Genomic DNA, 21,450 nt, shown 5'->3' with positions numbered 1-21,450 from the left:
GGTCTCCGTTGCGGATGCTGCGGGAAAGGAAGGGCGCGGTCAGCGGCTGCCAAGCAGGTCGAATTCCATGCGCACCTTGCGGAAAGGGAATTCCAGCCGCGCGAAATACACCACGCGGCCGTCGATGCAGACATAGCGCCGCAGTTCGGCGACAGGGGAGGACACGGGGATCTGCAGGGACTCGGCCGATTCCTGGCCGGCCTCGATCACGTTGAGCACCTGCCGCGCCTCGTCGATGCGCGCGCCGTAGTACTTGTCCAGCACCGGCGCCACGGTGCTTTTGCGGATGCGGGCGCGGTGCTTGCGGAACAGCCCGCTGTCGAGGAACACCTCGCTGTAGCAGAATGGGCCGGCGTCGGTGGTGTGGACCCGGCGCAGGTACTGGAAGCTGCCGCCGCGCCCGGCCTCGCAAGGCATGCCCAGCGAATCGGGCAGCGGCGAGTCGGCGCTGGACTCCACCAGCGACACCGTGCCCAGCTGATTGCTCAGCTCGACGGTTTCGGCCCAGGTCTTGGGTATCAGCAGCGTGGGGACTTCGGGCAGTTCGGCGTTGACGAAGGTGCCCGAGCCGCGCGAGCGCCGGATCAGGCCGTCCTCCTCCAGCAGGCCGAAGGCCTGGCGGATGGTGGCGCGCGAAATGCCGTAGGTGGCCATCAACGCGTCCAGCGGCGGGATCTGCTGGCCGGGCCGCCAGGTGCGGTTCTGGATATGGCTGCGAAACAGCGCGGCCGCCTGCAGATAGAGCGGCTGCGGACTGTGCGAGAAAAGTTTGCGCGCGGCCATGGTCAGAGCGAGGAAGCGGAAAGGAGCGCGTCGGCCATTTCGCGCAGCCGGTGCTTCTGGATCTTGACCGAGTTGGCGCTTTCCACCGAAGGGAAGGCGTCCAGCACGGTAAAGCCCGCCGGCACCTTGAAGCCGGCCATGGCCGCCTTGCAGGCCGCGGTCCAGCCGGCCGGGTCGGCCTGCGCGCCCGCGCGCAGCAGCACGAAGGCGTAGGGGACGATCTTGCCGGCGCGAGTGGCGCCGACCACCTGGCAGGCGCGCACGCCGGGCAGGGTCTCGACGAGCTGTTCGATCTCCACCGGGTTGACCAGGAAGCCGGACAGCCGCAGCGAATCGCCCATGCGGGTCTGGAACACGAACTGGCGCGGCGTCAGCGTATAGCCCAGGTCGCCCGTCTTGAAATAGCCGTCGTCCGTGACGGCGGCGGCGCTGGCCTCGGGGTTGTCGAGGTAGCCCCGCATCAGGCTGGGCGAGAGGATTTCGAGTTCGCCGGACTGGCCGTGCGGCAGGATCTCGCCGCTGGCCGGGTCGCGGGCGCGCACCCGGGCCTCGGGATAGATCAGCGTGCCGCCCGGCTGGTGGCGCGCGGAGACGTCGCCTTCGGCCGGGTCGCGCGGCTGGCCGGCCACCAGCGCCACCAGTTCGCTGGAACCGTACAGGCCGGTAAGCGGGACGCCGGCCTCGCGCGCGAGGTCCAGCATGTGATCCAGCGCCGGCGTGAAGCTGGCGAAGCCGAACAGCCGGGCCGAGGCGAAGTCGCCCGGCGCGCCGGCCTGCATCATGCCGACCAGCGCTTCGTTGTTGGCGTAGGTGTGCGTGACGGCGTAGCGGCGCACGGCGGCGGCCGATTCGGCGGCGTCGAAGACCGGCGCGCAGACCACCGGCACGCCCCGGGCCAGTCCGCCGGCCAGCGTGGCGAAACCGAAGGCGCCGCAAAACGGCGCGCTGGCCAGCACGCAGCTATGCGCGTCGTAGCCGTACGCCGCGGCCACCGTCGCGCCGTGGCGCAGCAGCGTGGCCTGGTCGTGCAGCACGAATTTGGGCTTGGACGTAGTGCCGGAAGTGGTGAAGCACAACACGCCGGCGTTGCCGTGCGCGGCCGGCGCGGGATCGGGGCAGGCCAGCAGGTCTGCGTAGCGGTGCGCGGGCCGGCCGTGCACCGCCGGCGATTCGCCGGGCTGCGCCAGCGCGACGGCGCCGGCCAGCCGGGCCAGGTGCTGCGGCGCGACCTGGTCCAGGATGCCCTGGAAGTCGATGCCCTTGAACCCCGGCCAGTAGATCAGCCAGTCGGCCTGGCCGCGGCCCAGGATGTCGGCCACTTCCAGCGCCCGGAAGCGGGTGTTGACCGCCAGCACCAGCGCGCCCAGGTGCGCGCAGGCCAGGAACGATTCCACCCAGGCCGAGCAGTTCGGCAGCCACACCGCCACGCGCTGGCCGGGCCGCACGCCCAGCCGCGCCAGGCCCGCGGCCAGCGCCCGGCTGCGCGCGCGCAGCGCGGCGGCGCTGACGGGCGTGTCGCGGTCGATCAGCAGCGGGCTGTCGGGCTGGCGCTCGGCCAGCGCGTCCAGGTGGGCGGAAAAAGTCGAGTAGGGCAGGTCCATGATTCACACCGTGGCGATGGGTGTCACGGGCGAACCCACCGCGCCCGGCATGCGCAGGGGCGGGGCCGTCAGCAGGAAGCGGTTGCGTCCCTCGGCATGCAGCCAGTCGGCCAGGTCCTTCAGGTACCAGAGTTCGGCCAGCGGCACGCCCAGCTTGAAGAGGCAGTGGTGGTGCAGCGGCAGGATGGAATGGCCCGGCCCCGAGCTGCGGGCCGGATAGGCCTCGACCGCGTAGTTGTCGGCGCACAGCGCCGCGATGCCGGATCGCGTGATCCAGTCCAGCAGCGCTGGGTCGGAGCCGTCGAGCACCGCGCCGGTCTGCTCCAGCGCGTGCGCGTCGGGCTGGCCGTCCATGGCCACGACCGCTTCGGCGAAGCCGGTGCGCAGTACCAGCATGTCGCCGCTTTCGACCGAGACGTTCTGGGCCAGCATGGCCGCCTGCAGTTCGGCGTGGCCGACCAGCTTGCGGCCGGGCCCGAAGGCGCGCTCCAGGTCCACCAGCACGCCGCGGCCCTGCATGCCTTTCTCGGCGTAGCGGCTGACGCTGAGCTTGCGCGCGTACGAGCCGCCGGGCGGGCAGCAGGCGTCGGCGTCGGCGCCGCCGAACACGTCCACGCCGGCGGCGTAGCCGTTGTAGTAGACGCGGCGCGGCTCGCCGTCGCCGTGAATGTCGAACATCGCGCCCACGTGGCACAGGCCGTCCCATTGCGTCGAGTACTGCATCGACAGCGTGACCTGGTCGTCGGACAGCACGTCCACCGCTTCCGGCTGCACCTGCGACATCTGGAAATTGAGGTAGGGCGTGCCCTCGCGGAACGTGGGCCTGAGCTGCGGCGCGTGGCGCCGCGGGTTCAGGACGTTGCCGCCGGGCAGGTCCAGCGGCAGGGACAGGCAGAACACCTTGCCGGCGCGCACCTCGCGCACCGCCTGCAGCACTTTTTCTTCGGTCAGCAGGTTCAGGCGGCCGAGCTCGTCGTCGGCGCCGAAGTCGCCCCAGGTCGATCCTTCCGGGCGTCGGTTCCAGCGTTTCATCTACTTGTCTCCCATCGGTTTTCTATGCTTTTATGCATATAGTACGTATTTACGTACTTTTAAAAAAGTACCAGAAAAAGCCCGCGACCAGCGGGTTCGAGAGGAGACCACAGCATGACGCAATTCCTGCCTCTGCGCACCGGCTGGCGCCGCTGCGCGATCGCCGCGCTGACCGTGCTGGCGCTGCCGGCGGCCCAGGCCGCGGGCTATCCCGACCATCCCGTGACGGTCGTGGTCCCTTACCCGCCGGGCGGCGGCGCGGACCTGTTCGGCCGCGCCATCGCGCACGCGCTGGAGCCGGGGCTGAAGCAGACCGTGCTGGTCGAGAACCGGCCCGGCGCGGGCGGCAATATCGGCATGGCCTACGTGGCCCGCGCCAAGGCCGACGGCTATACGCTGGGCCTGGGCACCATCGGCACGCAGACCATCAACCAGTTCCTGTACCGCAACATGCCGTTCGATCCCGAACGCGACCTGGTGCCGATCGCGCTCGTGTCCACCACGCCCAACGTCATCGCGGTGAGCGCGAAGTCGCCCTACAAGACCGTGGCCGACGTGATCCAGGCGGCCAAGCAGTCCAAGGACAAGAAGCTGACCTACGCCTCGCCCGGCGTCGGTTCCTCGGTGCACCTGACCGGGGCGTATTTCGAGGCGATGGCGGGCGTGACCATGCTGCACGTGCCGTTCAAGGGAACCTCCGCTTCGCTGCCGGCCGTGGCCGGCGGCCAGGTCGACCTGCTGTTCGACAACCTGCCCGGCTCGCTGGCGCAGATCAAGGACGGCAGCCTGGTGCGCGGCGTGGCCGTGACCTCGGCGACCCGCGATCCTTCGGCGCCGGAACTGCCGACCGTGGCGGAGTCGGGCCTGCCGGGCTTCGACGTCACGGCCTGGTTCGCGCTGTACGCGCCGCGCGGCACGCCCGAGCCGGTGGTCAAGCAACTGATCGAAGCGGCGCGCAGCGGCCTGCAAAGCCCGGCCATCGCCAAGAACTTCGCCGGCATGGGGGCCAAGCCCGGCACGCTTTTTGGCGCGGACCTGGCGGCTTTCGAAACCGAGGAGCGCAAGAAGTGGGGCGGCCTCATCAAGGACAAGGGAATCACCGCGCAATGAGCAAGCCCACCGCACTGGTCACCGGCGGCAGCCGGGGCATCGGCCGCGCCATCGTGGCGCGCCTGGTCGAGGACGGCTACGAGGTCGTCAACTTCAGCCGCGGCGCGCCCGAGGCGCTGCTGCCGGGCGAAACCTTCCGCTCGGTGGACCTGGGCGACGCCGCCGCCACCGTCGCGGCCGCGCGCGAACTGGCGGCTGAACGCCCGGTGCTGAACCTGGTGAACAACGCCGGCATGATCCAGGTCGCCCGCCTCGAAGACGTGACCCAGGAGCAGCTGGCGCGCACGCTCGCGCTGAACATGACGGCGCCGCTGTTGCTGATGCAGGCGCTGTTGCCCGGCATGCGCGCGGCGCGCTACGGGCGCGTGGTCAACATAGGCAGCCGCGCCGGCCTGGGCAAGGGCGGGCGCACGGCCTACGGCGCGTCCAAGGCCGGTCTGGCCGGCATGACGCGGACCTGGGCGCTGGAGCTGGCCGCCGACGGCGTCACGGTCAACACCGTGGCGCCGGGTCCGGTGGCCACCGAGCTGTTCAACGAGTCGAATCCGCCGGGCGCGCCGCAGACCGTGGCGCTGGAAGCCTCGATCCCGATGGGCCGCGTGGGCCAGCCCCAGGAAGTGGCGCATGCCGTCGCCATGCTGCTGGACCCGCGCGCCGGCTACATCACCGGCCAGCTGCTGTACGTGTGCGGTGGGGTGTCGGTGGGGTTGGCGGGCTGAAGCGTCATTTGGGCGCCGAGCGCAGCGCGAACTGCCGCGCCAGTTCCTTGCGCGGCAGCTTGCCGGTCGCGGCCAGCGCGGCGGCGCGTTCCTCGCGCAGGCGCTTGAGCGCCTCGCTGGGCGGCACGCCGAAATGCGCGGCGAACTTGCGCTGGAAGCTGCGCCGCGACATGCCGCAGGCCTCGGCCATGTCGTCCACCGACCAGCGCGCCGAGAGGCGCGCTTCCATTTTTTCGAGCAGCTCGCGAAACGGCGCGGCCATCCGGTCCTGCAGGCGCAGCGTCTGGCTGTACTGGCGCTGGTCGCCGTTGCGCCGCATGAAGACCACCAGCCGGCGGGCCACCTGCTGCGACAGGCCCGCGCCGAAATCGCGCTCGATCAGCGCCAGCGCGAGGTCGATGCCCGCCGTCACGCCGGCCGAGGTCCAGTACTTGCCGCTTTCGATATAGATGCGGTCGTCCTGCACCCGCAGCGCGGGGTGCTGCGCCTGCAGGCGCGCGGCCGAGCGCCAGTGGGTGGTGACGGGCAGCCCGTCCAGCAGGCCGGTGGCCGCCAGCACGAAGGCGCCGGTGCACACGCTGCAGACGCGCCGTGCGCGCGGTTCGCGGCGGCGCAGCCAGGCCTGGAATCCGGCGTCGGCGCTGGCGAGGTCCGCGCCGGGGCCGCCGGGCACGACGATCGTGTCGACGGGCGCATCGCCGTCCTGCGCATAGACGCCGTCGGCCTGCATGCGCAGTCCCTGGTCCCAGGTCGCGGCCAGCGGCGCGGCGGCGACGGTGCGCAGCCGGTACAGCGGGCGGCCGGCTTCGTCGTTGGCCGAGCTGAAGGCCTGCCAGGGCCCGGCCAGGTCCAGCGGCTGGAAACCGTCGTACAGCGCGAACACGATCTCCCGTGGCGCGTCCGCGCCCGCAATTGGCGCGCCGCGATGCGCGCCTGCGCCTATGCTGGAAGCCGGCGTTTCTGAAGGAGCATCGTCATGCATGTGAATTTTCTCTTGTTCGAGGGGCTGACCCAGCTGGATATGACCGGGCCGTACGAAGTGCTGGCCAACGCGCCGGGCTTCACCGTGGATTTTGTCGCAAAAACGCGCGATCCGGTGCGCTGCGACCGCGGGCTGCGGTTCGTGCCCACGCAGACCCTGGCGTCGGCGCCGCCCTGCGATCTGCTGGTGGTGCCGGGCGGGCCGGGCACCGACGACGCCATCGTCGATCCGGAGTGGGTGGACTTCACCCGCAGGCAGGGGCTGGCCGCCGGTTACGTGTTCGGCATCTGCACCGGTTCGCTGCTGTTGGGCGCGGCGGGGCTGCTGCGCGGCAAGCGCGCCTCCAGCCACTGGCGCGCGCGCGAACTGCTGGCGCGTTTCGGGGCCACGCCCAGCGGCGAGCGGCTGTGCGTGGACGGCCGGCTGTTCACCGCCGGCGGCGTGACCTCGGGCATAGACATGGCGCTGCTGGTGGTGGCGCAGCTGTGCGGCGAGGACGTGGCCAAGCTGATCCAGCTGCAGATCGAGTACGACCCCAAGCCGCCGTTTCCCGGCGGCACGCCCGAGACCTCGGAAGCGGCCGTGGTGCAGCGCTATCTGGCGCAATCGCAGGCCCGCTTCGAGCGCCGTTCGCAGGCGGTGGAGCGGGCCGCGGCGGCGATGCCGGCGTAGGCGCGCCTACCTGGCCAGGTGGTCCAGGGGCAGGGGGCTTTGCGGCTTGACCGTCTGGATCGCGAAATTGCTGCGTATGTCTTTCACGCCGGGCAGCTTCAGCAGCGTGTCGAGCAGGAAACGTTCGTAGCCGCGCAGGTCCGGCACCACCACCTGCAGCAGGAAATCCGATTCGCCCGACACCAGGTGCGCGGCGATGACTTCCGGCAGCGCGCTGACTTCCTTGCGGAACTCGGCCGCGTCGCGCTCGTGGTGGCGCTCGACCTTGATGCCGACGAAGACGGTCAGGCCCAGCCCGACCTCGTCGGGGGCCAGCCGCGCCTCGTAGCCCTGGATCACGCCGGCTTCTTCCAGCAGGCGCACCCGGCGCAGGCAGGGCGAGGGCGACAGCCCGATCTGCTCGGCCAGTTCGACGTTGGTGAGGCGGCCGTTCTGCTGCAGGGCCTCCAGGATGCGGCGGTCGTAGCCGTCCAGTTCGCGTTTTGGCATGGATTTATGTTAGTGAATCAGTTATTGGTGAAGTATGCCAATAATCATAGGCCAAGTGGCAGTAATAGCAAGCACATGCCAGCCCGTTTTTTCTAGAATGATCGCCTTCTTCTGGACGGATTGGAGCGGGGCGATGGCGGATATGGCGATGTTTCTGGGGGCCTTGCTGATCGTCTATGTGGTGCCCGGCCCCGACATGATCCTGCTGCTGGAAACCGGGGTGCTGCGCGGACGCGGGCAGGCGCTGGCGGTGGCCGCCGGGCTGGCGATCGCGCGGGCGGCCCACGTGACGCTGGCCGCGCTGGGCCTGGCGGCGCTGTTCAAGACCCACCCGTGGGCGTTCGATATTGCGCGCACGTTGGGCGGCGGTTATCTGGTGTGGCTGGGCCTGCGGCTGCTGCGCGCCGGGCCGGTGTCGTATGACGCCGTGAGCGGGGCGGCGCCGCGCCGCGCCGGCTGGGGGCCGGCGCTGCTGAGCGGCGTGCTGACCAATGTGCTCAATCCCAAGGCCCTGCTGTTCTGCTCGGTGCTGCTGCCGCAGTTCGTGTCGCCGGCCTACGGGCCGATCGGCCGCCAGTTCGCCGTGCTGGGCGCGATCGTGGTCGGCCTGGGGCTGGCGTTCGACGTGATGTGCGCGCTGGCCGGCGGCGCGGTGGGGCGCTGGATGTCGGCCAGCCCGCGCGCCCGGAAAATCCAGGGCTGGATTTTCGGGCTGACGCTGATCGGCTTCGGCCTGCGCCTGACGCTGGCGCAGCGCCCCGCATGACGCGGGCGGCGCTGGCCGGCGCGGGCCTTACTTGGCGTAGGCGTAGGCGTCCTCGCCGGCTTCCGTGTCCGTTTCCGGATCGCGCACCGGCGGCGGCGTCGCGCCGTCTTCCAGCAGTTCGTCCGGCTTGAAGCCCTTGGTCAGTTCCAGGGCCTGGCGCTCGAACAGGCGGCGGTACAGCCCGTGCTTGAGCTGGATCAGCGCTTCGTGGCTGCCTTCCTCGATGACGCGGCCGTGGTCCATCACCAGCAGGCGGTCCAGCGCGCGCACGGTCGACAGGCGGTGCGCCACCACCAGCGTCGTGCGGCCCTCCATCAGGCGGTCCATCGCCCGCTGGATCAGCACTTCGCTTTCGCTGTCCAGGCTGGAGGTGGCCTCGTCCAGGATCAGGATGGGCGCGTCGGCCAGGAACGCCCGCGCGATCGCGACGCGCTGGCGTTCTCCGCCCGACAGCTTCACGCCCCGCTCGCCGACCAGCGTGGCGTAGCCCTTGGGCAGCGCCATGATGAAATCATGGGCGCTGGCCAGGCGCGCGGCCTGCTCGATCTCGGCCTGCGTGGCGCCGGGGCGCGCATAGGCGATGTTCTCCGCCAGGGTGCGGTGAAACAGCACCGGCTCCTGCTGCACGATCGCGATCTGGCTGCGCAGCGAAGCCTGCTTAGCCTGGGCGATGTCCTGCCCGTCGATGGTGATGCGTCCGCCGTTGACGTCGTAGAGGCGCTGGATCAGCTTGATGAACGTGGTCTTGCCCGATCCGGAATGCCCCACCAGCCCGACGCGCTCGCCCGGCGCGATGCGCACCGAGAACCCGTCGTACAGGGCCGTGTCATGCGCGCCGTAGCGGAAGCTCACGTCCTCGAAGCGGATCTCCCCGGCGGTCACGCGCAGCTCGCCTGCGCCGGGACGGTCGTCCACGCCCAGCGGCTGGCGGCCCAGCGCGACCAGTTCTTCCATGTCGTTGACCGAGCGCTGCAGGTTGCGGATGTGCATGCCCACGTCGCGCAGGTGGCCCTGCAGCATGAAGAACATCGTCAGCGCGAAGGTGATGTCGCCCACGCTGGCCTCGTTGCGCGACCACAGCAGCAGGGCCATGCCCAGGATGCCGGCCTGCATCGCCACCAGCATCGCGCCCTGCACGCCGCCGTTGATCGTGCCGCGCACCCAGGTGCGGCGCGTGCGGTTGCGCCATTTGTCGACCACGCGGCCGAGCCGGACCTCTTCGCGGGTCTCGGCGCCGAAGGCCTTGACCACCGCGTTGCAGGTGACGGCGTCGGCCAGCGCGCCGCCCATGCGCGTGTCCCAGGCGTTGCCCAGGCGCGCGGCCGGCGCCACGTAGCGCAGCGACAGCGTGGTCGTGACGGCGATATACAGCACCGAGCCGGCGCCCACCACCAGACCCATCATGGGCCAGTGCGCGCCCAGCAGCGCGGTGGCGCCGACCAGCATGACGACGGAGGGCAGCAGCGCGATCAGCAGCGTGTCGTTGAGGATGTCCACCGCCCACATGCCGCGCGTGACCTTGCGCACCGTCGAGCCGGCGAAGCTGTTGGCGTGCCAGTCGGTGGAAAAGCGCTGCACGCGGTAGAAGGCGTTGGAGACGATGGCGTTCATCATCTTCAGCGTGAAGGTGATGATGTTCTGGAACACCGCCTGGCGCAGCAGCGTGCTGCCCACGCCCAGCGCGATCAGCAGCCAGAACGAGGTCACCGCGGCGCTCCAGACCAGCTCGTCGCCGGCGGCGCCGGAGGCCACCGCGTCGACCAGGCGGCCGGCGTACAGCGGCGTCAGCACGTCGGCCAGCGACGACAAGAGCGCCAGCGCCACGATCAGCGCCGTGCGCCAGGGCTGCTCGCGCCAGTGGCGGAAGGTAAAACCGAGAACGTCCTTGAAGGCCTGTCCTCGCAGATCGAGTTTTTTTCTAGCCATTGCAATGGCCCGGCGTCACCAGGACGCCGGGAGTCCTTGTGTGGAAAGAGGAAGGAACGGCCCGCGCGGTCGGCGCAGGCATTGCGTTTACGGGTTTGGGGCGGGCACGGGGGACCGGTCGCCAGATAAGCATCCGGCGACGGGCCCGCGCGGGCGACGACTTAATTGCGTCGCGGGGACACGCGCGGGAAGGCGGTTTGTGCGTACATCATTGCGCCTCCCTGAGGTGTGTTGAAGTGAAAATAGGACGGATCATGCCAAACATGGGCAATGTCCCGAATTGAAGATTCTATAGAAGTGATGTAGTCGAATCAACGGGCCTCGCGCGCGGTGTCGGTTTTTTTCAACTGGGGAGTCGCGTGGGAATGCGGCGCGGACTCGGATGGGCCTGGGACTACAGCGTCCCGCAAAAATCTCGATAAAAATTATTGACGCCGAGATTTTTGATGCTTATCGTAGAAAAAAATGGCGCCGCCAACCCGAGCCGGACCGCGCGACCCGCGCAACACCGGCCACAGGCGCGAGGAGACAGGCAGTGATACGGCTACACGACATCCGGTACGTCCGGCTGGGCACGCGCGACCTCGATGCGGCGGTGCGCTACGCGACCACCGTGCTGGGGCTGGAACTGGCCCGCAAGGAGCACGGCGCGGTCTATTTCAAATCCGATTCGCGCGACCACACGCTTTGCTATTTCGAGGGCGATCCGCGCGACCATACCTCGGCCTTCGAGGTCGACACCGCCGAAGAACTGGAGCAGGCCGGCGCCGTGCTGGAACGCAGCGGCTACACGGTGCAGGCCGGCAGCCGCGAAGCGGCCGAGCAGCGCTACGTGCGCGACTTCCTCAGCTTCATCGACCCTTCCGGCAACCGCATCGAACTGGTGCACGCGCCGCAGCACAGCGGCCGGCGCTACTTTCCCGGCCGCGACGCCGGCATCACGGGGTTTTCGCACATCGGCCTGCGCACGCTGGACGCGCGCCGCGACGAGGCCTTCTGGACCGGCCTGCTGTCGGCCCGCGTCAGCGACCGCATCGGCGAGGCGCCACTGCTGCGCATCGACGAGGTGCACCACAAAATCGCGCTGTTCCCGTCCAGCTATCCGGGCGTGCAGCACATCAACCACCAGGTCGAGAGCATCGACGACATCATGCGCGCCTGGTATCAGCTGCGCGAGTGGAACGTGCCGATCCGCTTCGGCCCCGGCCGGCATCCGACCTCGGGCGCCATGTTCCTGTATTTCGACGGACCCGACGGCATGATCTACGAATACTCCACCGGCGTGCGTCTGATCAGCGCCGAAGACGAAAAAACCTACCGGCCGCGCAGCTTCCCGGCGATACCGTCCTCGTTCTGCATGTGGGGCGCCAAGCCCGATATCCCGGAGTTCAAGTCGTGAGCGCCGCGCCGGATTCCGGCCTGCAGCCGCTGGTGCGCGTCGCGGCCCGCGCGCTGGCCCGCGCCAACCTGGTCCATGCCTACGGCCATTGCAGCGCCCGCATCGACGCCGGCCATTTCCTGGTGTGCGCGGCCCGGCCCATGGGCCTGATCGAACCGGGCGAGCCCGGCACGGTGGTGCCGGTGCATGGCGAGCTGCCCGATGGTGTGCTGGGCGAAGTGCGCATCCACCAGCACATCTACCGGCTGCGCCCGGACGTGGGCGGGGTGGTGCGGTCCATGCCGCCCACCGTCATGACGCTGTCCACGGCCCGGGTCACGCCGCAGCCGCGCCACGGCATGGGGTCATATTTTTCGCCGGCCGTGCCGCTCTGGGACGATCCGCAGCTGGTGCGCAGCGACGCGCAGGCGCGCGGCGTGGCCGAGACGCTGGGCGCGGCCCGCGCGGTGGCCATGCGCGGCAACGGCGCGGTGGTGGCGGCCGAGTCCCTCATGCATGCCGTCGTGCTGACCTGGTATCTGGAAGACGCGGCCCGTATCGAATTGCAGCTGCGTTCGGCCGGCCTGGCCAATGAGGGCCCGACGCTGGCCCTCGAAGAAGCGGCCCGGCGCGCCGTCGGCACCGGCCGCATCTACGAACGCATGTGGGAATACCTGAGCGCCGGCGACCCCGAAGCGGCGCTGGCCGACCTGTCACAACCGAGGAAGCAATGACCGATTTCCGCAACTTCATCAACGGCCAGTGGGTCGCCACCGGCAACACCTTCGACAACCGCGACCCGGTCGACAACCGCCTGGTCGGGCGCGTGCACGAGGCCGGCGACGCCGAGATCGACGCCGCGGTGCGGGCGGCCAAGGCCGCGCTGCGCGGCCCCTGGGGCCAGTTGAAGACCCAGCAGCGCGTCGAACTGCTGCACGCGGTGGCCGATGGCATCAACCGCCGCTTCGACGACTTCGTCGACGCCGAGATCGCCGACACCGGCAAGCCCTATGCGCTGGCCAGCCACCTGGACATCCCGCGCGGCGCGGCCAACTTCAAGATCTTCGCCGACCTGATCCGCAACGTTCCCAACGAGACCTTCGACCTGGAAACCCCGGACAACGGCCACGCGCTCAACTACGGGGTGCGCGTGCCGCGCGGAGTGATCGGCGTGATCTGTCCGTGGAACCTGCCGCTGCTGCTGATGACCTGGAAGGTCGGTCCGGCGCTGGCCTGCGGCAACACGGTGGTGGTCAAGCCTTCCGAGGACACGCCGGGCACGGCCACGCTGCTGGGCGAAGTGATGAACGAGGTCGGCGTGCCGGCCGGCGTCTATAACGTGGTGCACGGGCGCGGCCCGGGCTCCGCCGGAGAAAAGCTCACCCGCCATCCGCTGGTCGACGGCATCACCTTCACCGGCGAGACCCGCACGGGCGAGGCCATCATGCAGGCCGCCGCCGTGGGCGTGCGGCCGGTGTCGTTCGAGCTGGGCGGCAAGAACGCCGGCATCGTGTTCGCCGACGCCGACTTCGACAAGGCGGTCGCCGGCATCGCGCGCGCGGCGTTCGACAACACCGGGCAGGTCTGCCTGGGCACCGAGCGCGTCTACGTGCAGCGCCCGATCTTCGAACGCTTCGTGGCGGCGCTGGGCGAGCGTGCGCGCGGCTTCACGCTGGGCCGTCCCAAGGACCCGGGCGTCAACCTGGGCCCGCTGATTTCGCAACGCCACCGCGACAAGGTGCTGGGCTACTACAACCGCGCCCGCGAAGAAGGGGCCACGGTGGTGGCCGGCGGCGGCGTGCCCGACATGCCCGGCGAACTGGCCGCCGGCGCCTGGGTGCAGCCCACCGTCTGGACCGGGCTGCCCGAGACCTCGGCCGTCATCCAGCAGGAGATCTTCGGGCCGTGCTGCCACGTCGCGCCTTTCGACACCGAGGAAGAGGCGATCGCGCTGGCCAACGCCACGCCCTACGGCCTGGCCGCCAGCGTATGGACCACCAACGTGGGCACCGCGCACCGCATGGGCCGGGCGCTGGAGGTGGGCATCTGTTGGATCAATTCCTGGTTCCTGCGCGACCTGCGCACGGCCTTCGGCGGCTCGAAGCAATCGGGCATCGGCCGCGAGGGCGGCGTGCATTCGCTGGAGTTCTATACGGAGCTGCGCAATGTCTGCGTGAAGCTCTGAACCCCCCCCGGCAGGCGCCGCAAAGAACGGCGCCGCCGCCCATCCTCCAAAGGAGACATACCATGCAAGCATACGCACGCGGGCTGTCCGCGCTGGCCGCCATCGCGGCCCTGACGGCGGCCAGCGCCGCAATGGCGGACATCCGCATCGGCTTTACCGGCGTGCTGTCCGGGCCGCAGGCGGCGCTGGGCCAGGACCAGTACGACGGCCTGATGCTGGGCATCGAGCAGCTGGGCGGCAGCCTGGGCGGCCAGAAGGCGGTGGTGATCCGCGAAGACGACCAGCTCAAGCCCGACGTGGGCGCGCAGATCGTGCAGAAATTCATCGAGAAGGACAAGGTCGACGCGATCGTCGGCCTGGGCTTCTCCAACGTGCTCATGGCCGAGCTGCGGCGCATCAAGGAATCCGGCGTGGTGGCGATATCCACCAACGCCGGCCCCGCGCCGATCGCCGGACGCATGTGCCTGCCCAATCTGTTCGTGCTGGGCTGGCAGAACGACAGCATGTCCGAGGCCATGGGCAAGTACGTCAAGGATCAGGGCTACAAGCGCGCCTACCTGATGTCGTCCAACTACCAGGCCGGCAAGGACAAGCTGGCCGGCTTCAAGCGCTTCTACGGCGCCGCGCCGGCCGACGAAATCTATACCCAGCTGGGCCAGCTGGACTATTCCGCCGAGATCTCGCGCATGCAGTCGGCCGGGCCGGACGCGCTCTTCGTGTTCTACACCGGCGGGGTGGGCGTGAACTTCGTGCGCCAGCTGCGCCAGGCCGGCCTGATGGAGAAACTGCCGTTCTTCTCGGAAAGCCTGATCGACTCCAACACGCTGGCCGCGCTCAAGGACCAGGCCACCGGCGCCATCTACGGCACGCCTTGGGCGACCACGCTGGACAATCCGCAGAACCGCAAATTCGTCGAAGCCTTCAAGGCCAAGTACGGACGGCTGCCGTCGGAGTACGCGGTGGGCGGCTATGACGCCGCCTATCTGCTGGACGCGGCGGTCAAGCAGCTCGACGGCAAGCTCGGCGACAGCCGCAAGCTGGCCGCCGCGGTCAAGGCGGCGGGCGCCAGCTTCCCCTCGGTGCGCGGCTCGTTCCGCTTCAACACCAACAACATGCCGGTGCAGAACCTGTACGCCTACCAGGTCGTGAAAAACGGTGAAAACGTCGACGTCAAGCAGCTGGCCACCGTGTTCACCGACCACCAGGACGCCTACGTGGCCGACTGCCCGATGAAATAACGGAACGCCCATGAACGGATCACTACTGCTGTCCCAACTGCTCAATGGCCTGCAGCTGGGCGCGCTGCTGTTCCTGCTGTCCTCGGGGCTCACCCTGATCTTCGGCATCATGAACTTCATCAACCTGGCGCACGGCTCGCTCTACATGATCGGGGCGTTCCTGGGCGCCACGGCCTACAACGCCAGCGGCTCGTTCGCCTTCGCCATCCTGGCGGCGGTGGTCGGCAGCGGCTTCGTCGGCGTGGTGCTCGAACGCCTGATCGCGCGGCCGCTGTACCGCCACGATCACCTGTACCAGGTGCTGGCCACCTTCGGCCTGATGATGTTCTTCAACGAGCTGGCCTCGGTCATCTGGGGCAGCCGGCCGTATTTCGCGGCCGTGCCGAGCAGCCTGGACGGTGCGGTCAGCCTGTTCGGCAGCGACTACCCGGTGTATCGGCTGATGATCATCGGGGTGGGGGCGCTGGTGGCGTTGGGGGCCTGGTTCCTGATCCAGCGTACGCGCTTCGGCATGCTGATCCGCGCAGGCGCCAGCAACGCGCCCATGGCCAGCGTGCTGGGCGCCAACGTCGACCTCCAGAAAACGCTGCTGTTCCTGCTGGGCGCGGTGCTGGCCGGCGTGGCGGGCGCCCTGGCCGGGCCGATCCTGTCGGTGCAGTCCGGCATGGGCGAGCCGGTGCTGATCCTGGCGCTGGTGGTGATCGTGGTCGGCGGCATCGGCTCGGTGCGCGGCACCCTGGTCGCGGCGCTGCTGATCGCCATGATAGACACGCTGGGCCGCGCCTTCCTGCCCGACATGCTGCGCGCAGTCTTCGACGCCTCGGTCGCCAACGCGGTCGGCCCGGCGCTGGCCTCCATGCTGATCTACGTGCTGATGGCGGTGGTGCTGGCATTCCGGCCGCAGGGCCTGGTCTTTTCCGCGCGGCGCTGACGGCGCCGCGCAAGGGCATAACATCATGCAAGCAAACGATAAGCGGCGCTGGGCGCTGCCCCTGCTGTTCCTGGTCCTGGCCGGCGTGCCGTTCGCGGCGCAATGGCTGGGAGAACCGTTCTACGTCACCCTGGGCGCGCGCATCCTGATCTACGCCCTGGCCGCGCTGGCGCTGAACCTGGTGCTGGGCTTCGCCGGCCTGGTCAGCTTCGGCCACGCCATGTTCCTGGGCCTGGGCTGTTACGCGGTAGGCATCCTCAGCTACTACGGCTTCGGCAACGGCTGGCTGCAGCTGGCCGTCTGCATCGCCGTATGCGCGCTGGTGGCGCTGGTGGTCGGCACGGTCTGTCTGCGCACCTCCGGCATCGGCTTCATCATGATCACGCTGGCCTTCGCCCAGATGTTCTATTTCCTGGCCGTCAGCCTGCGCGAGTACGGCGGCGACGACGGTCTGAACATCTACGAGGCCAGCGCCTTCGGCCTGTTCGAACTGGACGGCAGCCTGCCCGTGTACTGGGCGGCCTGGGCGCTGCTGCTGGTCTGCAGCATCGGCATGCTGCGCCTGCGCCGCTCGCCCTTCGGCATGATCTTGCGCGCCACCCACGCCAACCCGCGGCGCGTGGACGCGCTGGGCTACTCCGTGTTCGGCGTGCGCCTGACGGCCTACGTCGCCTCGGGCGTGCTGACCGGCGTCGCCGGCCTGCTGCTGGCCAACCTGACCGCCTTCGCCTCGCCCAGCTACATGTCCTGGCCCGTTTCGGGCGAGCTCATCGTCATGGTCGTGATCGGCGGCCTGGGCAGCGTGCTCGGGCCCATCGTCGGCGCCATCGCCTACCTGCTGATGGAAGAAGCCTTCAAGAGCCTGACCCAGCACTGGATGCTGCTGATGGGACCGGCCGTGGTCGTCATCGCCATGCTCGCCAAGGGCGGCTACGGCAATTCCCTGGCCTGGCTGCGGCGCGCGCCGCCGGCCGGACCCGCCGCGCCCACCGCTGCGCCGCCGGCCGGCGACGGCCAGCAGGACCGCCGTCCGCCGGACACCCTGGCCAAGGAGGCCTCCGCATGACCATGCAAACCGCCTCCGCGCCGGCCGGCCTGTCCACCCACGACCTGGTGCGCCGCTTCGGCGGCCTCAAGGCCACCGACGGCGTATCGCTGGACGTGGCCCCCGGCGAACTGCACGCGCTGATCGGCCCCAACGGCGCCGGCAAGACCACGCTCATCAACCTCCTGTCGGGCGAACTGCGGCCCGACGGCGGCGCCGTGCGCCTGGGCGCGGCCGACGTCTCGCGCGCTTCTGTCCAGGAGCGCGTCGCCCAGGGCATGCTGCGCTCCTATCAGGTGACCTCGGTCTTCGACAGCTACACCGTGCTCGACAACGCCTGCCTGGCCGCGTTGCGCAAGCGCCGCCGGCGCCTGTCGCCCTGGACCGCGCTGCGCGACTGCGCCGACGTCGTGGACGCCGCCACCCAGGCGCTGCGCGCCTGCCGGCTCGAAGACGTGGCCGAGGCCGAGGTCGCCAGCCTGGCCTACGGCCAGCGCCGCCAGCTCGAAATCGCCATGGCCCTGGCCGGCGAGCCCTCGGTGCTGCTGCTGGACGAACCCATGGCAGGCATGAGCGCGGCCGAAAGCGCCGGTGTCATCGCCCTGCTGCAAAGCCTCAAAGGCCGCTACACCATCGTCCTGGTCGAGCACGACATGAACGCCGTCTTCGCGCTGGCCGACCGCATCAGCGTGCTGGTCTACGGCAAGATCATCGCCACCGGCAGCGCCGAACAGATACGCAACCATCCCGACGTGCGCCGCGCCTACCTGGGCGACGACGCCGACGCATAAGGAGCCGCCATGTTGAGCATCAGCGGATTGACGGCGGCCTACGGCCATTGCCAGGCGCTCTTCGGCGTGGACCTGGACGTGGGCGAGGGCGAAGTCCTCGGCCTGATCGGCCGCAACGGCATGGGCCGCAGCACCGTCATCAAATGCCTGTTCGGCCTGCTGCCGGCCAGCCAGGGCAGCATCCGCTACGGCGACCGCTCGCTGCGCGGACTGGCGCCGTACCGCATCGGCCGCATGGGCCTGTCCCTCGTGCCCGAAGGCCGCCAGATCTTCCCGACCCTGACCGTGGAAGAAAACCTCATCGCCACCGCCATCGCCCGCGGCGGCGCCCGCAACTGGACGCTGGAGCGCGTCTACGAACTGTTCCCGCGCCTGCGCGAACGCCGCGCCAACCTGGGCACCCAGCTCTCCGGCGGCGAACAGCAGATGCTGGCCCTGGGCCGCGCGCTCATGACCAACCCCAGCCTGCTGGTCCTGGACGAAGCCACCGAAGGGCTGGCGCCCGTGGTGCGCGCCGAAATCTGGCGCGTGCTGGCGCAACTGAAAGCCGAAGGCCTGTCCATGATTGTGGTCGACAAGAACACCACGGCCCTGCTGCGCCTGTCCGACCGCAACGTCATCCTCGACAAAGGCGTGACCGTGTGGCGCGGCAGCTCGGCCGAACTGTCCAAACGGCCCGACCTGGTGGCCGCCTACGTGGGAGTCTGAAATGAGATTGCAGGACAAAGTGGCGCTCGTCACCGGCGCGGCCGGCGGCATCGGCCTGGCCATCGCGCGGCGCTTCGTCGCCGAGGGCGCCTGCGTGCTGCTGGCCGACCGCAAGCAGGCCGAACTGACGGCGGCGGCCCGCTCCTTGGGAGACCGCGCCGCCGCCGCGACGGCCGACGTGACCGACCCGGCCGACGCCCAGGCGCTGGCCGACGAATGCGTGCGCCGCTGGGGCGGCCTGGACGTCTGCGTCTGCAACGCCGGCGTGATCCGCGCCGCCGACTTCCTGGACCTGACACTGGAAGACCTCGACGCCGTCATGAACGTCAACGTGCGCGGCACCTTCCTGGTCGCCCAGGCCGCCGCGCGCGCCATGGTCGCGGGCGGACGCGGCAACGGCGCCATCGTCACGCTGTCCTCGATGACCGCGGAACTGGCCATGCCCGACCAGCTGGCCTACGGCGCCAGCAAGGGCGCGGTGCGGCAGATGACCAAGTCGATGGCGCTGTCCCTGGCGCCGCATGGGATACGGGTCAACGCCATCGGGCCGGGCAGCATCGATACCGAGATCCTGGCCACGATTACCAGCAACCCCGACGCCCGCAAGACCGTGCTGTCGCGGATTCCGATGCAGCGGTTGGGGTCGCCGGACGAAGTCGCCAAGGTGGCGGTGTTTCTGGCTTGCGATGATTCCAGTTATGTGACTGGGCAGACGGTGTATGCGGATGGGGGGAGGTTGGCGTTGAACTATACGGTTGCCGTCAAGGAGTAGGGGGTGTTATGGGTACTGTCGCTATGGGGGCAGGTGGGTTAGAGAGATAGAACCACGATGAGCCGCAGGCCGTGAGCATGACGGTGGTCGAGTCAAGGCCGGATCTACGTTCTGATGTCGCGGCCGGACGAGTTGGCGTAACTGCCTTTTCAGCTTCCTAGCCAGAATATGTTCATTTGGCGGCAGATCTCGCTGACAACCTCGGCTAGGTCGGGCTCATGTAGATTTGCGATGCAGCGCGATTCGCCGGCGTTAGCGCACAGTGACGGATCTTGTTGGTTGAATTGAGCTGGGGCATTCCTGACAGCCGCTCGTCCCATGTCTCAAATAGGTCGTAAGCAGTCGTTGATGGCGGACGGCTTTCGACCCATTGCGGCCGTTGGGCTAGACAGATTGATCGGCTGCAATACAGCGATTGCTATCCGTGTCACATCTGCCTGGCCCAAGGGGCCAAGGGCCTGGCCGCCAGTCCTTACGCGGTGCCGGCCACGCGCAGGAATTCGCGCACGACGGCCGGAGCGTCCATGCCGAACTCGGCCATCAGGTAAGGCGTCGTGCCGCCATGGGTAAACGTGTCGCGTACGCCGACGCGAGCGAAATTGACCGCGACTTTGTTTTCCATGAGCAACTCTGCCACGGCCGAGCCCAGGCCGCCGATGATCGAATGGTTTTCCACCGTGATCACCGTGGGCACTTCGCGCGCCATGGCCGCTATGGCGGGGTTCAGCGGCTTGAGCGACGTGACGGCGACGACGCTCACGTCGTTGCCCTGACGAGCGAGTTCGGCGGCGGCGGCTTCGGCGATCGGAATGCTCAGGCCGCTGGCCAGGAGCAGGCCGTCTCGTCCGGCGCGCAGCCTGGCGAGTCCCTGCTCGGACGACGGGCGGCTCGCGGCGGGCGTGGCCCCGTTGGCTCGCGCCAGGCGCAGATAGACGGGTCCGTCGTAGGCCAGCGCCTCGTCCACTGCGGCGGCGGCCTGTCCGGCGGCCGGTTCCAGGACGCGCATGCGGGGCAGGGCGCGCATCAAGGCCACGTCGTCGATGGCCTGGTGGCTCACGCCGAGCAAGGTGTCCACGCCCGGGATGAAACCGACCAGCTTGACGTTCAATCCGGGATAGGCCACCTGCATGGCGACCTGGTCGTAGGTGCGGCGCGTGGCGAAGACGCTGAACGTATGCACGAACGGGATGCAGCCGCAGCGCGCCATCCCGCCTGCCATGCCGACCATATTGGCTTCGGCGATGCCGGCCTGGTAGAAGCGGTTGGGCAGGGCGTCGCGGAAGATGTCGGTTTCCGTGGGGCCGCTCAGGTCCGCGGTCAGCGCCACGATGCGCGGGTCGCGGCGGGCCGCGGCCAGCAGCGCCTCGCCATAGATCCGGCGCGCGGCCGGGGCGCCGGAGCGGTCGGTGAAATCATTGACGGCCAGGTTGTCTTGAGAGCGGCTCATGCCTGGATCTCCAGATGATCGAGTTCTTGCAGCGCGAGAGCGGCGGCCTGCGGCGGCAGCTTCAGGTTGTGTCCCAGTATCCCTTCGAGCGAGGGCGCGCCCTTGCCGACCAGCGTGCGCGCGATGATGCAATGCGGCTGTCCGGGAACGGTGCGCGCGAGTTGCAGCGTTTTCAGCAAGGCGGGAATGCTGTTGCCGTCGATGTCATGCGTGTGCCACCGGAACGCGCGCCATTTGTCCGCCAGCGGTTCGTCGGGCTGGACCTGATTGATGTGGCCTTCGACCTGCATGGCGTTGGCGTCGATGATGAGGCAGAGGTTGTCCAGGCCCCAGTTGCCGGCGACCAGCGCGGCCTCCCAGACCTGGCCTTCCTGCAGCTCTCCGTCGCCCAGCACCACATAGACGCGGCTGTTGCTGCCCGAGCGCTTGAGCGCGGCGGCCATGCCCACGCCGACGGACAGGCCCTGGCCCAGCGAGCCGCAGGTCGCCTCGATCATGGGGCCAAGGCGTTCCGACGCGTTGATCTCCAGTTCGGAACCGTCGTCGCAATAGGTGTCCAGGCGCCGTGCGTCCAGGATGCCCCGCGCGGCCAGCGTGGCGTAGAAAATGGCGGTGTTATGCGCGGTGGACAGGATAAAGCGGTCGCGCTGCGGCCATGCCGGATCTTCGGGCTTGAGATTCAGTTCCGAAAAGTACAGCGTGGCGAACAGGTCGGCCGCGCCGAGCCCTTGCTGGACATACCCCTGGCCGGTGCGCGCCACCATGTGCACAACCTGCTTGCGCAGCGCGAGCGCGATCCGCGCCAGTTCGGATGCTTCCCGGGTCGGGGCGAATACCGGGAGTGGTGTAAGGGCGGTCTGTGCTGCCATCGTTTT

Annotated in this window: 21 protein-coding genes; 13 read left to right on the top strand and 8 right to left on the bottom strand. The window is 69.2% G+C overall.

All coding sequences use genetic code 11. The annotated features are described in order from the left end of the window. Positions 1 to 39: 39 nt before the first annotated feature. From C1I89_RS03910 to C1I89_RS03900, 3 genes are read right to left on the bottom strand one after another with little or no spacing between them, the layout of a single operon-like run. Positions 40 to 783 (bottom strand): GntR family transcriptional regulator, encoded by a 744-nt coding sequence (locus C1I89_RS03910; protein ID WP_102771450.1) that lies wholly within the window; start codon positions 781 to 783, stop codon positions 40 to 42. A 2-nt stretch (positions 784 to 785) separates the two neighbouring features. Then, on the bottom strand, positions 786 to 2,384 hold the full coding sequence (locus tag C1I89_RS03905) for an AMP-binding protein (protein ID WP_102771449.1): 1,599 nt from the start codon (positions 2,382 to 2,384) through the stop codon (positions 786 to 788). A gap of 3 nt (positions 2,385 to 2,387) precedes the next feature. After that, entirely contained in the window at positions 2,388 to 3,416 is a 1,029-nt protein-coding gene (locus tag C1I89_RS03900; protein ID WP_102771448.1) for a cyclase family protein, read from the bottom strand. A 114-nt stretch (positions 3,417 to 3,530) separates the two neighbouring features. Here C1I89_RS03900 and C1I89_RS03895 point away from each other — a divergent pair, with 114 nt between their 5' ends. Both C1I89_RS03895 and C1I89_RS03890 read left to right on the top strand, forming a co-directional pair. Then, positions 3,531 to 4,526, top strand: coding sequence for a Bug family tripartite tricarboxylate transporter substrate binding protein (locus C1I89_RS03895; RefSeq protein WP_102771447.1), 996 nt, complete (start codon positions 3,531 to 3,533; stop codon positions 4,524 to 4,526). Further along, entirely contained in the window at positions 4,523 to 5,245 is a 723-nt protein-coding gene (locus C1I89_RS03890) for an SDR family oxidoreductase (protein WP_102771446.1), read from the top strand. Before C1I89_RS03895 ends, C1I89_RS03890 begins: the two co-directional genes overlap by 4 nt. 4 nt (positions 5,246 to 5,249) lie before the next feature. Here the strand turns inward: C1I89_RS03890 and C1I89_RS03885 are convergent, their stop codons facing one another. Continuing rightward, a complete protein-coding gene (locus C1I89_RS03885) occupies positions 5,250 to 6,131 on the bottom strand; it encodes a GlxA family transcriptional regulator (protein ID WP_440130619.1) in 882 nt (293 codons plus the stop codon). 90 nt (positions 6,132 to 6,221) lie between these two features. On the opposite strand from C1I89_RS03885, the gene C1I89_RS03880 reads away from it, so the two are divergent. After that, positions 6,222 to 6,899: a DJ-1/PfpI family protein gene (locus C1I89_RS03880; protein ID WP_102771444.1), complete on the top strand. Its 678-nt coding sequence runs from the start codon at positions 6,222 to 6,224 to the stop codon at positions 6,897 to 6,899. Between the two features lie 6 nt (positions 6,900 to 6,905). Here the strand turns inward: C1I89_RS03880 and C1I89_RS03875 are convergent, their stop codons facing one another. Then, the gene (locus tag C1I89_RS03875) at positions 6,906 to 7,388 is read right to left on the bottom strand and encodes an Lrp/AsnC family transcriptional regulator (protein WP_102771443.1); all 483 of its coding nucleotides are present in this window, start codon (positions 7,386 to 7,388) and stop codon (positions 6,906 to 6,908) included. A gap of 142 nt (positions 7,389 to 7,530) precedes the next feature. Between C1I89_RS03875 and C1I89_RS03870 the strand changes: the two genes are divergently transcribed. After that, the gene (locus C1I89_RS03870) at positions 7,531 to 8,154 is read left to right on the top strand and encodes a LysE family translocator (protein WP_258231328.1); all 624 of its coding nucleotides are present in this window, start codon (positions 7,531 to 7,533) and stop codon (positions 8,152 to 8,154) included. Between the two features lie 27 nt (positions 8,155 to 8,181). Here C1I89_RS03870 and C1I89_RS03865 read toward each other — a convergent pair whose 3' ends face one another. Continuing rightward, the gene (locus tag C1I89_RS03865) at positions 8,182 to 10,080 is read right to left on the bottom strand and encodes an ABC transporter ATP-binding protein (protein ID WP_102771441.1); all 1,899 of its coding nucleotides are present in this window, start codon (positions 10,078 to 10,080) and stop codon (positions 8,182 to 8,184) included. A gap of 535 nt (positions 10,081 to 10,615) precedes the next feature. Here C1I89_RS03865 and C1I89_RS03860 point away from each other — a divergent pair. The 9 genes from C1I89_RS03860 to C1I89_RS03820 all read left to right on the top strand — a co-directional run bounded on the left by C1I89_RS03860 (position 10,616) and on the right by C1I89_RS03820 (position 19,128). Next, a complete protein-coding gene (locus C1I89_RS03860; protein ID WP_102771440.1) occupies positions 10,616 to 11,479 on the top strand; it encodes a VOC family protein in 864 nt (287 codons plus the stop codon). Then, positions 11,476 to 12,192, top strand: a complete 717-nt coding sequence (locus tag C1I89_RS03855) for a class II aldolase/adducin family protein (RefSeq protein WP_219929562.1) — start codon at positions 11,476 to 11,478, stop codon at positions 12,190 to 12,192. Before C1I89_RS03860 ends, C1I89_RS03855 begins: the two co-directional genes overlap by 4 nt. Beyond that, positions 12,189 to 13,643: a 2-hydroxymuconic semialdehyde dehydrogenase gene (locus tag C1I89_RS03850; protein WP_102771439.1), complete on the top strand. Its 1,455-nt coding sequence runs from the start codon at positions 12,189 to 12,191 to the stop codon at positions 13,641 to 13,643. Before C1I89_RS03855 ends, C1I89_RS03850 begins: the two co-directional genes overlap by 4 nt. 62 nt (positions 13,644 to 13,705) lie before the next feature. After that, positions 13,706 to 14,881, top strand: coding sequence for an ABC transporter substrate-binding protein (locus tag C1I89_RS03845; RefSeq protein ID WP_102771438.1), 1,176 nt, complete (start codon positions 13,706 to 13,708; stop codon positions 14,879 to 14,881). A gap of 10 nt (positions 14,882 to 14,891) precedes the next feature. After that, positions 14,892 to 15,812 (top strand): branched-chain amino acid ABC transporter permease, encoded by a 921-nt coding sequence (locus tag C1I89_RS03840; RefSeq protein WP_102771437.1) that lies wholly within the window; start codon positions 14,892 to 14,894, stop codon positions 15,810 to 15,812. 25 nt (positions 15,813 to 15,837) lie between these two features. Beyond that, positions 15,838 to 16,878: a branched-chain amino acid ABC transporter permease gene (locus C1I89_RS03835; RefSeq protein ID WP_102771436.1), complete on the top strand. Its 1,041-nt coding sequence runs from the start codon at positions 15,838 to 15,840 to the stop codon at positions 16,876 to 16,878. After that, positions 16,875 to 17,648 (top strand): ABC transporter ATP-binding protein, encoded by a 774-nt coding sequence (locus C1I89_RS03830; RefSeq protein ID WP_102771435.1) that lies wholly within the window; start codon positions 16,875 to 16,877, stop codon positions 17,646 to 17,648. The genes C1I89_RS03835 and C1I89_RS03830 overlap by 4 nt, the downstream gene beginning before the upstream one ends. Positions 17,649 to 17,657: 9 nt before the next feature. After that, on the top strand, positions 17,658 to 18,356 hold the full coding sequence (locus C1I89_RS03825) for an ABC transporter ATP-binding protein (protein ID WP_102771434.1): 699 nt from the start codon (positions 17,658 to 17,660) through the stop codon (positions 18,354 to 18,356). 1 nt (position 18,357) lies between these two features. After that, positions 18,358 to 19,128, top strand: coding sequence for an SDR family NAD(P)-dependent oxidoreductase (locus C1I89_RS03820; protein WP_102771433.1), 771 nt, complete (start codon positions 18,358 to 18,360; stop codon positions 19,126 to 19,128). 472 nt (positions 19,129 to 19,600) lie between these two features. Here the strand turns inward: C1I89_RS03820 and C1I89_RS03815 are convergent, their stop codons facing one another. Together C1I89_RS03815 and C1I89_RS03810 are read right to left on the bottom strand one after the other, a co-directional pair. Further along, positions 19,601 to 20,575, bottom strand: coding sequence for a transketolase family protein (locus C1I89_RS03815; RefSeq protein ID WP_102771432.1), 975 nt, complete (start codon positions 20,573 to 20,575; stop codon positions 19,601 to 19,603). After that, positions 20,572 to 21,444: a transketolase gene (locus C1I89_RS03810; protein ID WP_168202128.1), complete on the bottom strand. Its 873-nt coding sequence runs from the start codon at positions 21,442 to 21,444 to the stop codon at positions 20,572 to 20,574. Before C1I89_RS03810 ends, C1I89_RS03815 begins: the two co-directional genes overlap by 4 nt. Between the last annotated feature and the right edge of the window lie 6 nt (positions 21,445 to 21,450).

Source organism: Achromobacter pulmonis, assembly GCF_002885955.2.
GTDB lineage: Bacteria > Pseudomonadota > Gammaproteobacteria > Burkholderiales > Burkholderiaceae_B > Achromobacter > Achromobacter pulmonis_A.
Note: the sequence above shows the minus strand (reverse complement) of the source record. Positions and strands in the feature narration are given on the sequence as shown.